The 12840-nt window shown below is 72.0% G+C and carries 12 protein-coding genes; 5 read left to right on the top strand and 7 right to left on the bottom strand.

What is annotated here, in order from left to right:
* Positions 1–57: 57 nt before the first annotated feature.
* Both ACSURM_RS02445 and ACSURM_RS02450 read left to right on the top strand, forming a co-directional pair.
* Positions 58–273, top strand: a complete 216-nt coding sequence (locus ACSURM_RS02445; protein ID WP_359043783.1) for a hypothetical protein — start codon at positions 58–60, stop codon at positions 271–273.
* A gap of 65 nt (positions 274–338) precedes the next feature.
* Positions 339–764, top strand: a complete 426-nt coding sequence (locus ACSURM_RS02450) for a pyridoxamine 5'-phosphate oxidase family protein (RefSeq protein ID WP_436953001.1) — start codon at positions 339–341, stop codon at positions 762–764.
* A gap of 66 nt (positions 765–830) precedes the next feature.
* On the opposite strand, the gene htpG is transcribed toward ACSURM_RS02450, so the two are convergent.
* On the bottom strand, positions 831–2732 hold the full coding sequence (htpG, locus tag ACSURM_RS02455; RefSeq protein WP_436953003.1) for a molecular chaperone HtpG: 1902 nt from the start codon (positions 2730–2732) through the stop codon (positions 831–833).
* Positions 2733–3024: 292 nt separating this feature from the next.
* Here htpG and ACSURM_RS02460 point away from each other — a divergent pair, with 292 nt between their 5' ends.
* A complete protein-coding gene (locus ACSURM_RS02460; RefSeq protein ID WP_436953005.1) occupies positions 3025–3504 on the top strand; it encodes an SRPBCC family protein in 480 nt (159 codons plus the stop codon).
* Positions 3505–3700: 196 nt separating this feature from the next.
* Here the strand turns inward: ACSURM_RS02460 and ACSURM_RS02465 are convergent, their stop codons facing one another.
* Positions 3701–4924: an alginate lyase family protein gene (locus ACSURM_RS02465; protein ID WP_436953007.1), complete on the bottom strand. Its 1224-nt coding sequence runs from the start codon at positions 4922–4924 to the stop codon at positions 3701–3703.
* A gap of 239 nt (positions 4925–5163) precedes the next feature.
* Between ACSURM_RS02465 and ACSURM_RS02470 the strand changes: the two genes are divergently transcribed.
* Positions 5164–5985, top strand: a complete 822-nt coding sequence (locus ACSURM_RS02470; protein ID WP_436953009.1) for a lipase family protein — start codon at positions 5164–5166, stop codon at positions 5983–5985.
* A gap of 28 nt (positions 5986–6013) precedes the next feature.
* Here ACSURM_RS02470 and ACSURM_RS02475 read toward each other — a convergent pair whose 3' ends face one another.
* From ACSURM_RS02475 to ACSURM_RS02490, 4 genes are all read right to left on the bottom strand, one after another.
* The gene (locus ACSURM_RS02475) at positions 6014–6784 is read right to left on the bottom strand and encodes a cupin (protein ID WP_436960890.1); all 771 of its coding nucleotides are present in this window, start codon (positions 6782–6784) and stop codon (positions 6014–6016) included.
* Positions 6785–6812: 28 nt separating this feature from the next.
* Entirely contained in the window at positions 6813–7742 is a 930-nt protein-coding gene (locus ACSURM_RS02480; RefSeq protein WP_436953011.1) for a PmoA family protein, read from the bottom strand.
* Positions 7739–8854: a Gfo/Idh/MocA family protein gene (locus ACSURM_RS02485; RefSeq protein WP_436953013.1), complete on the bottom strand. Its 1116-nt coding sequence runs from the start codon at positions 8852–8854 to the stop codon at positions 7739–7741. Before ACSURM_RS02485 ends, ACSURM_RS02480 begins: the two co-directional genes overlap by 4 nt.
* Before the next feature lie 276 nt (positions 8855–9130).
* Positions 9131–9412 (bottom strand): metal-sensitive transcriptional regulator, encoded by a 282-nt coding sequence (locus ACSURM_RS02490; protein WP_344351944.1) that lies wholly within the window; start codon positions 9410–9412, stop codon positions 9131–9133.
* Between the two features lie 343 nt (positions 9413–9755).
* Here ACSURM_RS02490 and ACSURM_RS02495 point away from each other — a divergent pair, with 343 nt between their 5' ends.
* Complete coding sequence (locus ACSURM_RS02495) at positions 9756–12014, top strand: heavy metal translocating P-type ATPase (protein WP_436953016.1); 2259 nt, start codon at positions 9756–9758, stop codon at positions 12012–12014.
* Positions 12015–12086: 72 nt separating this feature from the next.
* On the opposite strand, the gene ACSURM_RS02500 is transcribed toward ACSURM_RS02495, so the two are convergent.
* Positions 12087–12443: a hypothetical protein gene (locus tag ACSURM_RS02500; protein WP_436953018.1), complete on the bottom strand. Its 357-nt coding sequence runs from the start codon at positions 12441–12443 to the stop codon at positions 12087–12089.
* Positions 12444–12840 lie beyond the last annotated feature (397 nt).

Genomic DNA, 12840 nt, shown 5'->3' on the forward strand with positions numbered 1-12840 from the left:
GCACCGTTGGCCATGCTGGCCGGGAGCGGCACCCCTCGCGGCGACAAGGAGCACGGCATGCCGACGGACCCGGTCGAACGATTCCTGGCGGCACTGGATCCCGGCCACCGGGAGGACGTCGGCGCACGGCCGCGCGAGGAGCAGGAGCGGCTCGCGGCGGCCTGGACGCGGGAGCTGGAAGCGGACGACGAACTGGACACCCTGGACGAGCTGTCCCCGCCGGCGGCGGAGGCCGAGGCGGCCCGCCGGGTTCTGGAGCGCGGCGCCGGCTGACCCGCCCCCGACCGGGCCTCGTCGGTCTGTTGTCCGTGCCGCCGCGGCGGCGTTAGGGTCGGCCGATGGCACTCTCCAAGCGAGAACGCGAGCTGTTCCTGGCGGAGCCGCACATCGGCGCGCTGTCGGTCGTCGAACACCCGGACCGCGCCCCGCTGACGGTTCCCGTCTGGTACCAGTACACGCCGGGCGGCGACCTGTGGGTGCGTACCGGGTCCGACTCCCGCAAGGGACGGGCGATCCGCGCGGCGGGGCGCTTCAGCCTGATGGTGCAGCGCACCGAACCGACCGTGCGCTACGTGTCCGTAGAGGGCCCGGTCGTCGCGACGGCCCCGGACAGTCCCGAGCTGTCCCGGGAGATGGCGGCGCGGTACCTCCCCGAGGACAAGGTCGCCGCCTTCGTGGAGTACGACCGGAGCCGGCTCGGCGAGCACTTCATCGTCACCATGCGGCCCGAGCACTGGGTGGCCGCCGACCTCGGAGCCTTCTGAGCCCACCGGCGGGAGCGCGGGGGCCGCGCACGGCGTGCCGTGCCGTCGGCGCCCCGCGCGGGTGGGTCACAGCGCGCGTTCCAGGCGGTCCGCCATCAGCTTGACGAAGCGGGCCGGCTCCTTGGGCTGGCCGCCCTCGGCGAGCACCGCCAGGCTGTACAGCAGCTCGGCGGTCTCGGCCAGCTCCGTGCGGTCCTCGCGCTCCTTGTACGCCTGGTTGAGGCCCTTCACCAGCTGGTGGTCCGGGTTCAGCTCCAGGATCCGCTTGGCGCGGGGCACCTCCTGGCCCATCGCGCGGTACATGTTCTCCAGCGCCGGGGTGAGGTCGTGCGCGTCGGAGACGACACAGGCCGGGGAGACGGTGAGGCGGGAGGACAGCCGTACGTCCTTGATGTCCTCGTCCAGCCGCTCCTTCATCCAGCCGAGCAGCCCGGCGTACTCCTCGGTCTGCTTCTCCCGGTCCTCGTCGGCGCCGTCCTCGTCCTCGGCGTCGAGGTCGATCTGCCCCTTGGCGACGGAGCGCAGCTTCTTGCCCTCGTACTCGCCGACGGCGTCGGCCCACACCTCGTCCACCGGGTCGGTGAGCAGCAGCACCTCGATGCCTCGCTCCCGGAATGCCTCCATGTGCGGGGAGTTCTCGATGCTCTGCCGGGAGTCGCCGGTCAGGTAGTAGATGTCCTCCTGGCCGTCCTTCATCCGCTCCACGTACTGCTTCAGCGTGGTCGGCTCGGTGTCGTGGTGGGTGCTGGCGAAGGAGGCGACGGCGAGGATGGCGTCACGGTTCTCCGCGTCGGTGACCAGCCCCTCCTTCAGGACCGTGCCGAACTCCCGCCAGAAGGTGCCGTAGCGCTCCTGGTCCTTGGTCATCATCTCCTTGACCGTGGACAGGACCTTCTTGGTCAGCCGGCGCCGCATCATCTCGATGTGGCGGTCCTGCTGGAGGATCTCGCGGGACACGTTCAGCGACAGGTCGGCGGCGTCCACGACGCCCTTGACGAAGCGCAGGTACGGCGGCAGCAGCGCCTCGCAGTCGTCCATGATGAACACGCGCTTGACGTAGAGCTGCACGCCGCGCTTGAAGTCGCGGGTGAACAGGTCGTGGGGCGCGTGTGCCGGGAGGAACAGCAGGGCCTGGTACTCGAAGGTGCCCTCCGCCTGGAGCCGGATCGTCTCCAGCGGGTCGCGCCAGTCGTGGCCGATGTGCTTGTACAGCTCGTGGTACTCGTCGTCGGACACCTCGTCGCGGGGCCGCGCCCACAGCGCCTTCATCGAGTTGAGCGTCTCGGGCTCGGGCGTCGAGTCGTCGTCACCGGACTTCTCGGGCACCATCCGGATCGGCCAGGTGATGAAGTCCGAGTACCGCTTGATGATCTCCCGGATCTTCCACGGGGAGGTGTAGTCGTGGAGCTGGTTCTCCGGGTCGGCGGGCTTGAGGTGCAGCGTGACCGAGGTGCCCTGCGGCGCGTCGTCGACCTTCTCCAGCGTGTACGTGCCCTCGCCGCGCGAGGACCACCGGGTGCCCTGGCTCTCGCCGGCCCGCCGGGTCAGCAGGGTGACCTCGTCCGCCACCATGAAGCCGGAGTAGAAGCCGACGCCGAACTGGCCGATCAGCCCGTCCTCGCCGGCCTTGTCCTGGGCCTCGCGCAGTTCCTGGAGGAACTTCGCGGTGCCCGAGTTGGCGATCGTGCCGATGAGCCCCCCGACCTCGTCGTACGACATTCCGATGCCGTTGTCGCGCACGGTCAGGGTGCGGGCGTCCTTGTCGATGTCGATCTCGATGTGCGGATCGGACACGTCGGCGTCGAGCGAGTCGTCCCAGAGCTTCTCCAGACGCAGCTTGTCCAGCGCGTCGGAGGCGTTGGAGACGAGTTCCCGCAGGAAGACATCTTTGTTCGAGTACACCGAGTGGATCATCAGCTGGAGCAGCTGACGGGCCTCTACCTGAAACTCAAACGTCTCGGTCGGCATGTTCGCGAATACCTCACAGGTCCTGTTGCCCTGAACTGGTGGCAAACACTGTAAAACACCACGTCAGGGCCGTGGCCCGAAGACGGTGGCGGTGGCCGGATCCGCACCCTTCCGGCCTGGGCGGGGGCGGCGGGGGCCGGGCGCGGTCGCGGGGGTGCCGACGGGCCGGCGGGGATGATCGAAACCGGTGGCCATGACCGTCGGCTCCCCGGGTACCCGGCTCTCCCGGCCCGGGCGCGCCGCACGGACGGCCCGCCCGGGACACCCCACCAGTGAGAACGGAGACCTGGAGATGAGCACGGTCAAGGAAGCGGTGGAAGTCGGCGTTCCGGTGCACACCGCCTACAACCAGTGGACGCAGTTCGAGAGCTTCCCGAACTTCATGGAAGGCGTCGAGGAGGTCACCCAGCTGGACGACCGGCACAATCACTGGACCACGAAGATCGGCGGGGTACGGCGGGAGTTCGACACCGAGATCGTCGACCAGCTGCCGGACGAGCGGATCACGTGGCGCACGGTCGGCGGCGACACCAGCCAGAAGGGCAGCGTCCGCTTCGAGCGGGTGGACGACACCCACACCAGGGTGGAGCTGGTGATGGACGTCGAGACCAGCGGGCCGGTGGAGAAGGTCGGGGACCTGATCGGCACCATCGACCGCCGGGTCAAGGGCGACATGAAGCGGTTCAAGGAGTACATCGAGGAACGCGGCGCCGAGTCCGGCGCCTGGCGCGGCCGGATCAAGCCGGGCGACACGGGCGGCCCGGCTCTGTGAGAGCCGGTACGCCGGCGCGGGGCCGCCGGTGAGACCCGGCGGGCTTCCCCGGTCAGCGGGAGGCGCCTCAGGGAACAGCAGGTCACGTGTGCGTGACCGGGCCGGGCCGCGGACATGGCTCCGCGGCCCGGCACCGCGTTCCCCCGCTTCCCGGGCGACTCCCGGAGGGGACCGCCGGTCGGCCCCCACCCGGACGTCAGTTCGGGTTGTCGCCGTGGGTCAGGGTCTCCCAGGCGACGAAGAGGTTGTTGCTGCCCGCCGGGCGGTTCTGTCCGGTCAGGGTCCCGGTGTTGGTCATGGCGATGCCCAGGCGGTTGTGCAGGGCGTTGTAGCCGACCTCGGTGACCGGGCCGAGCCCGCGGTTGACGCTGCCGCCGCACAGCCAGCTCGGGACGGCCGCGCCGAGTTCGTACTTGGACTGGAAGCCCAGCGCCTGCCGCAGCCGCTCGCCGACATCGGTGCCGTACAGGTCCTGGCCCTGGATCCGGCTGGTCTCGGCCACGTGCGAGATGGCGGAGACGCCGTATCCGGTGTGGGTGAAGTCGCGGCAGGTCTCCTGGGTGAGCCCGGTGACGAAGGTCGACTGGCCCTGCCAGTACGAGACGATCTTGTCACGGGTGTTCAGGTTCTGGCTCGGGACGGTCTTCGGCAGGTCGCCGTCGGAGGCGAGGTACACATACGCGGCGGTGCGGGTGCGGAACCTGGCCATGGCGGTGTCGTACGCCGTCCTGTCCTCCAGGAAGACGGAGATGCCCACGGCCGCCTCCATCATCGACAGCTCCCAATTGCCGTTGGAGTTCGATCCGTTGATGACCTCGGGCAGATAGACGTCGCGCAACATGGTCGCGAACCGGCCCGAGTTGCCCCACGTGCCGGGGTAGGTGTACTTGATGATCTCGGCGGCCTTCGGCCAGGAGGAGCCCGCCCAGCCCGTCTGGAGCGGCGCGTTGCTGTTGGTGTGGTCCCGGAGCACCGCGGACCAGGCGTCCATCAGCTCGATGGCCTTCTTCGCATAGCGCTCGTCACGGGTGATGTACCAGGCGAGCGCGTCGGTGTAGGCCGCGATCGCGTCCTCGCGCTCGTCGGTGCAGCCGTAGTTCGGGTTGGAGTACGAACCGCACTCGACGACGGCACGGGGCTTCGGGGTGCGGCTGAGGCTCGCGTACTTGCTCGCCGCCATCTGGTCGTAGGCGCCCTTCCAGGGCTGGACGCCGGCCAGCACCTTGCCCCGGGCGAAGTCGAGTTGGGCTTGGGAGACGGTGACACCGGGGTGCGCGAAGGCGGCGGGTGCGGCCTGCGCCCGCTGGGTGCCGGGCCAGGCGAGCAGCCCGGTGGCGAGCAGGGTCGTCACCGCGCCGAGCGCGAGAGCGGAACGGGGGGACTTACGGCGGCGTGGGGCGGGTATGTCCTTGTCCTGCATCTGATCCGTCCTCGTATGTGAACGTCATACGGCTTCCTGAACGGCCGAGTTGCCGAGACGATAGGTACGGACCAACGACCCGTCAAGGGGTGTCGCCGACCGTACGCTGGGCCGTAAGGGTGGAGGCAGGCGTGCCGGGTCCGGCGCGGACGGCGGTGGAGGCATAGATGGCAGGGGCGGGCCTGGAGCGTGAACGGCCCGCCGGTCCCCGTGCCCGGTCCGACAAGGAGGATCCTGCCGTGCCTGTTCCCGTGGAGATCGATCGGCGTTCGACGGGCTACAGCCTCGAACGCGCCTACTGGCTAGCGCTGGCCTCGGACCTCGCGTACAAGGACAAGGCCACCATCGAGGCGCAGGCGAGGCAGTGGGGGTTCGACACCGTCCGGCACCACGAGACCCGCTTCACCCCGCCGTTCCCGCTCCAGGACACCCAGGCCTACACCATGGCCGGCGACGGCATGATCGTGACCGCGTTCCGCGGCACCGAACCGCAGCAGATCAAGGACTGGCTCTCCGACGCCACGACCCCGCCCCGGCGGGGACCGGCGGACACCGGACACGTCCACGACGGATTCGGCGAGGCGCTGGAGTCGATCTGGCCGGACGTGAAGAACACCCACGCCGAACTGCGCACCGACGGCCAGACCGTCTGGTTCACCGGACACAGCCTGGGCGGGGCCCTCGCCATGCTCGCCGGCGCCCGCATGTACCTGGAGGACCCGCGCCTGGCCGCCGACGGCGTCTACACCTACGGCCAGCCCCGCACCTGCGACGCCACCCTGGCCAGGGCCTACAACAAGGGTTACAAGGACCGGATGTTCCGGTTCGTGAACAACAACGACGTCGTCCCCCAGATGCCGCCCGCACCCCCTTACTCGCACGTCGACGCGCTGCGCTACATCGACTCCCGCGGCAGGGTCCGCGACGCCATGCCGGTGGTCGGCGGGCTGTTCGACCACGCGGCCGGGCTGACCGCCGATCCGCTGGCGCCCGCCTGCGACGGTGTGCGCGACCACTTCATGCACAGCTACCTCGCCGCGCTGGAGAAGAACCTCTCCTGATCCCCGCCCTCGCGGGCGGGACCGCGCCTCACGAGTCGGCCGGCTCCCGTTCATGACCGCTGTGCCGGGGTTCCCCGGGGTCGTCGTACGGCAAGGTCGTGCCGGGCGGCGCGTACTCGTCGCGGCGCCCGCACATGCCGAAAGCGGCGAGCCGGGTGGGCGCGGCCCGGTACGCGGTGACATCGCCGAGGCAGGCGGGCTCGCCGCTCTCCAGCGCGTCGAGCCGGGCGCCGGTGCGCTCGGCGGCGGCCAGGGCGCCCGCGCGCCACAGCTCGCGCCAGCGGGGCACCTCGGCGCGGACCAGGCGGGCGGCGGCGCGCTGGAAGCCCCGGTAGGGCGCCGCGTCCCCGGCGGCGAGGGCCTCGGGCAGCGCGAGGAAGCCCTCGACCGCGAGGTCCCCGCGCCGCCGGGCCGCCGCTTCCGTCCGGGGGCCGGTGCCCGGCGGCAGCGTGGCCGCCGCCGCGTAGCGCTCGGGGTCGGCGAGCACCTCGGGAGGGAAGGTGAACACCGCCTCCCCGGCCTCGGGCAGGCCGCTGTTCCGCATCAGCACGGTGACGCGCGGCCCGCCGCCCCGCACCATGCGGTGCACGGTGCCCGGGGTGAGCCAGGCGACCGCGCCCGCCCTCAGGGGGATGTCCCGGTAGCCGTCGGGACTGAGGGTCCGCACCGCTCCCCGGCCACCGGTGACGACGTACGCCTCGGTGCACACCAGGTGCGGGTGCGGGCTGCCGCCGCACACGCCGTCGGCGGCCTCCCAGTCGTAGGCGCTGAGGCGGGACAGGCCGACCGCCCCGGGCAGCGGGCGGAGCGGCCGTGGGCCGGCCTGGTCACCACGGCAGGGCCGCCAGGTGGGCGCTGATCCGGTGCCGGTCCCAGGCGCCGTCGGCGATCAGCAGCCGGTAGCGGTAGCCGAAGGACTCCCCCGGCTCCAGCGCGAACTCCTCGAAGAACGCCCAGGAGACCGCGACCGTCGGGACGGGTTCGGCCCGGACGAACCAGTGGGACTCGTGGATCGCCGACGCCTCGTCGAGGTTCTCCGGCGCGTGCGCGAAGACCAGCGTGGAGTGCCCGTCGGTCTCGTCGTGCTCTCCGGTGAAGGCGAGCCAGGGGCCCTGACTGCCCATCAGCTCGCTCGCGTCGGCGTCTCCGGAGCCGGGGGCGAGGACCCGGCCGCCGGTGAAGTCGCGCGGCCCGCGCCACTGGAGCCCGGTGTACCCGGCCAGTTCACGGCCCGCGGTGGTCGGCGAGCCGAACACCAGGGCTTCCGTACGGATGTTGGTGAGCCGGATCGACCAGTCCAGCACCCAGGCGCCGGCCTCCTCGTCGAGCGAGTGCACCCCGATGCCGCGCTCCTCGCGGGCCCACTCCTGCCCGCCGTTCGCGACCCAGGTCAACTCCTCGGTGAAGGTGAGCCGTTCGGCCTCGGCGGTGAGGGCGGTGAAGCCGTCGTGGCGCATGGAGCCGACCCGGTCGGGCAGCGCCAGGTAACCCCGGCCCGGCACATAGCTGTTGCCGCCCCAGAAGTTCTGGCCGGAGAGGTGACTGGCCGTCATCTGTACGCCCTTGTGCCAGCGGTGGTCGTGCGGGCGGTACCCGGTGACCGTGCGCCCGGACAGGGTGCGGACCGGATGGGCATAGGGCTTGGGGGACTCGAAGGGGTCCGGGTCGGGGCGGTAGACGTAGCGGAGGATCTCGGTGCCGTTCGGCGCCCGGACCGCGAGGTGCTCGCCGTGGACGTGGCTGACGCGGATGCTCACGCGCGCCCCTCGGGTGCCCAGTCGGGGTGGCCGCCGTGCATGGCCGTGTAGTAGGGATCGCCGGGGCCGATCTCGCCGGCGCGCACGGGCCGCCCGGTGAACGCCGCCTTGTACAGGGCGGCGGCGAACTCCACGGCGGCGCGCGCGTCCCGGCCGCTGCCTGGCGGCCGTACCCCCCGGTCGTACGCGTCGAGGAAGGCGCCGAGTTGTGCGGTGTGCGAGCTGGGCACGTTGTGCGCGGGGGCGCGCCAGGCGTCGACGCGCTCGGGGGCAACGTGCGGGGCCGGGGTGTAGACCCAGTCGTCGTTGCCGTGTCCGTACAGGTGGGTCAGCTCCACGGTGGCGTCGGCGCAGTCGACGCGGACGCGGCTCACCTCCTGGGGGGACAGCACGCTGTTGACGACGGTGGCGAGCGCGCCGTTGCGGAAGCGGACCAAGGCGGTGGAGACGTCCTCGCTCTCGATGTCGTGGACCAGGCGGGCCGCCATGGCCCGGATCTCCTCCCACTCGCCGAGCAGGTGCAGCAGCAGGTCGTACTGGTGGATGCCGTGCCCCATGGTGGGCCCGCCGCCCTCGGTGGCCCACCGGCCGCGCCACGGCTCGGCGTAGTACGCGGCGTCCCGGTGCCAGGTGGTCTGGCAGTGCGCCACCAGCGGGGCGCCCAGCTCGCCGCGCGCGATGAGGTCGCGGGCGTGTACGGCGCCCGAGCCGTAGCGGTGCTGGAAGACGACCGCCGCGTAGGCGCCGGACGCCTCCTCGGCGGCGGCGATGTCGTCCAGTTCGGCCTGCGAGAGGCAGAGCGGCTTCTCGCACAGCACCCAGGCGCCCGCTTTGAGCGCGGCCACGATCTGCTCCCGGTGGAGCGCGGGCGGGGTGCCGATCAGCACCAGGTCCGGCCGGGCCTCGTCCAGCATGGCCTCCGTCGAGGTGAACCCGGCGACCCGCGCGCCCGCGAGCTGCCGGAACGCGTCCAGTCTGCCCTCGTCCAGGTCGACGGCGGCGACCAGTTCGACCCGCTCGGCGTGGGCTCCGAGCGCGGGCAGATGGCCGCCGGTGACGATGGCGCCGGTGCCGATCACGGCGACGCGGCGGCGGGGTGCGGGCAGGGGCATGCGGCGCTCCTCGGAGGGATCGGCAGGACGCGGGCAACCATGGAAAGCGCTTGCTACCGTACGAGGACGACCCTAGGGGCGAGGAGTGGTCAGGACAAGCCCCGTACGGAGAAGCCGTACGCGCGGCGTTCGGGCGCCTTGACGCCGACGCCGCGCCTTGCCCTCCGGGGTTACGGTCGGCGGCCGCGCGCCGCACCCTTCAGGGAACGGGCGTGCGGCCGGGGCGTCTTGCGCGCCGCACGAAGGCTGGACGCATGGAGGAGGAGCCGGCCGGCGTCAGGAACGCACCAGGCGTGCGATCGCGTCGGACGCCTCCTTCAGCTTCTGCTCGCGCTCCTCGCCGCCCTCGGCGACCGCGTTGCTCACGCAGGTGGCCATGTGTTCGTCGAGCATCTGCAGCGCGAACGACTGCAGCGCGCGGGTCACCGCCGACACCTGGGTGAGGACGTCGATGCAGTAGGTGTCCTCCGCCACCATGCGCTGCAGGCCGCGGACCTGGCCCTCGATGCGCCGGAGCCGCATCATCACGTCGTCCTTGTGCTTCTTCTGCCCCGCCATGACTCCGCTTCCCTTCCCTCTCCCGAGGGATGCCCCGCACCGCGGCGAGCTCCCTCCTGAAAGATACCCTCGCCCCGTATAAAGCACCCGCGACCGACCGGCCATACCCGGCGCGACATGCGAAGTCCGGGAGCACGGGGGCGCCTTGGGCGGGCGTGAGCGCGCGGGCGGACCCCACGGCGGGCATACCCCCCGCCTGTATGCGGCCGGCGATCTTTCCCCGCCTTGATTCTGTGTGGACGCGGGGGTATACATAGCTTCACGGATACCCCGTAGGGGTATGCAACCGGCCGCGGGCCGCCCCCTGGCCCGCCGGCTCCGCAGTCCCCTGCCGAGGAGCATGATGGCAACAACCACCCCGGACCTGGCCCAAGTCGAGCTGACCATCGGCGGGATGACGTGCGCCTCGTGTGCCGCCCGTATCGAGAAGAAGCTCAACCGCATGGAGGGAGTCGAGGCCACCGTCAACTACGCCACCGAGAAGGCCAAGATCACCTACTCCCCCGTCCTCCAGGTGGCGGACCTGATCGCCACCGTCGAGGCCGTCGGCTACACCGCGGCGCCGCCGGCGCCCGCCGTACCGGAGGGCGGCGAGACGGGCGGGAGCGGCGGCCGGGCGGACGACGAGCTGCGCCCGCTGCGCGAGCGCCTGATCACCGCGGTGGCGCTGGCCGTGCCGGTCATCGTCCTGGCCATGGTGCCCGCCTGGCAGTTCGACTACTGGCAATGGCTCTCCCTCACCCTGACGGCACCGGTGGTCACCTACGCCGCCTGGCCCTTCCACCGCGCGGCCTTCACCAACCTGCGGCACGGCGCCGTCACCATGGACACCCTGATCTCGGTCGGCACCGCCGCCGCGTTCCTGTGGTCCCTGTGGGCGCTGTTCTTCGGCTCGGCCGGCACCCCGGGGATGACCCACGGCTTCGAGCTGACCATCTCCCCCTCGGACGGCGGCGGGAACCTCTATCTGGAGACCGCGGCCGGGGTGACGGCCTTCCTCCTGGCGGGCCGGTACTTCGAGGCGCGCTCCAAGCGCATGGCCGGCGCCGCCCTGCGGGCCCTGATGGAGCTGGGCGCCAAGGAGGTCACCGTACTGCGCGGGGGCCGCGAGGAGCGGATCCGGGTCGAGGACCTGGCCGTGGGCGACCGGTTCATCGTCCGGCCGGGCGAGAAGATCGCGACCGACGGCACCGTGGTCGAGGGCAGTTCGGCGATCGACGCCTCCATGCTGACCGGCGAGTCCGTGCCCGTGGAGGTCGGCGAGGGCGACGCCGTCACCGGCGCGACCCTGAACGCCGGCGGCCGGCTCGTCGTCCGGGCCACCCGGGTCGGCTCCGACACCCAACTGGCCCGGATGGCCCAGATGGTGGAGGACGCGCAGAACGGCAAGGCCGCCGCGCAGCGGCTCGCCGACCGGATCTCCGCCGTCTTCGTGCCCATCGTGATCGGCCTGGCCGTGGCCACCCTCGGCTTCTGGCTCGGCAACGGCGCGGGTGCCACGGCCGCGTTCACCGCGGCCGTCGCGGTGCTCATCATCGCCTGCCCCTGCGCCCTGGGCCTGGCCACCCCGACGGCCCTGCTGGTCGGCACCGGCCGCGGTGCCCAGCTCGGCATCCTCATCAAGGGGCCGGAGGTGCTGGAGACCACCCGGAAGGTCGACACCATCGTGCTGGACAAGACCGGCACCGTGACCACCGGCCGGATGAGCCTGCTGGCCGTGCACCCGGCCGAGGGCGTGGACGAGCGGGAGGTGCTGCGGCTGGCGGGCGCGCTGGAGCACGCCTCCGAACACCCCATCGCTCAGGCCGTCGCCGCCGGTGCCGCCGACCGGGTGGGCACGCTGCCGGCCCCGCGGGACTTCCGGAACCTGCCGGGGCTCGGTGTGGAGGGCGTGGTCGACGGGCACCGCGTCCTCGTCGGCCGGCAGAAGCTGCTCGCCGAGCGGTCGATGGAGCTGCCCGCCGGGCTGGCACGGGCCGGCGCCGACGCCGAGGCCGCGGGCCGCACGGTCATCACGGTGGCCTGGGACGGTGAGCCGCGTGCCGTGCTGGAGGTCGCCGACGCCATCAAGGAGACCAGCGCCGAGGCCGTTCGGCGGCTGCGGGCGCTCGGGCTGACCCCGATCCTGCTCACCGGGGACAACGAGACCGTCGCCCGGTCCGTGGCCGCCGAGGCGGGCATCGACCAGGTGATAGCGGAGGTCATGCCCGAGGACAAGGTGGACGTCGTCAAGCGCCTCCAGGGCGAGGGACACGCCGTCGCGATGGTCGGGGACGGGGTCAACGACGCGGCGGCGCTGGCCCAGGCCGACCTGGGCCTGGCCATGGGCACCGGCACGGACGCGGCCATCGAGGCGGGCGACCTCACCCTGGTCCGGGGGGACCTGCGGGTCGCCGCGGACGCCATCCGGCTCGCCCGGCGCACCCTCGGCACCATCAAGGGGAATCTGTTCTGGGCGTTCGCCTACAACGTCGCGGCCCTGCCGCTCGCCGCGACCGGACTGCTCAACCCCATGATCGCCGGCGCCGCGATGGCGTTCTCGTCGGTGTTCGTCGTCAGCAACAGCCTGCGGCTGCGCCGGTTCCGGGCCGCCGCCTCCTGAATCACGGTACGGCGGCGGGCGGACCATGTGGTCCGCCCGCCGCCGTCGTATGTGTGCGAGGCCGGGAGTGTGTCAGGTCAGGGACGCCCGGATGCGGCACAGGATGTCCTCCAGGGTGTTCCGGGAGGCGGCGGATCCGAGGCGTACGCCCCCCCAGCCGCCCGGTCCGAAGGCGCGGACGTCGTCGGGCAGGACCCGGGTCGTCCCGTCGGGAACGTGTACGGGCCGGGCATCCGGCCCCGGTTCGTGGTGGTCCGCCAGATGGCGAACACCGCCTGCGGAATACCCCGCGGGGAGCCCGTCGCGCACCGGCGCGGCGTCGCGGGCGAGGACCTGCCACGGCCGGGCCGCCCCGGTCACGCCGACACCGGCGGCGGCACAGCACGCCCCGGCCACGTCGGACGTCTTCGTGGCGGAGGCCGGGCTCACCGTACGGCCGCCCGTCGGCGTCGGTGGGATGGCGGTGGGAGCGGCGCGAGGGACGCGGGGCCGGAGAACCGGCCGGCCCATGGATATCGCGGCCAACGCCCGGAATGTCGCGGATAATCGCCGGGTTAACGGACTGTCAATACCCGGGCGACGGCGACGACTGCCTCGTCCTGGTATTTCGGAAATCGTAGCGGGACGCGGCCGCCCCGAGCCGGTCCGGAGAAGTTGCGCAAATGCCGCTCCCGCCTGCGGATCGGAGTTCCGTTCCGCACCCACTTATACCCATACCCCCTAGGGGAAGCAAGGTGTTTGAGCACGAAAAAGCACCCGACCCGCCCACGGCGGCGCATCGGATTACCGCTCGATAACCGCTCCCCGACCTTCCGCGTCCGGTGCG

Origin of the sequence: Streptomyces sp. SudanB182_2057 (assembly GCF_964272715.1) — a bacterium.
Lineage (GTDB): Bacteria > Actinomycetota > Actinomycetes > Streptomycetales > Streptomycetaceae > Streptomyces > Streptomyces rubradiris.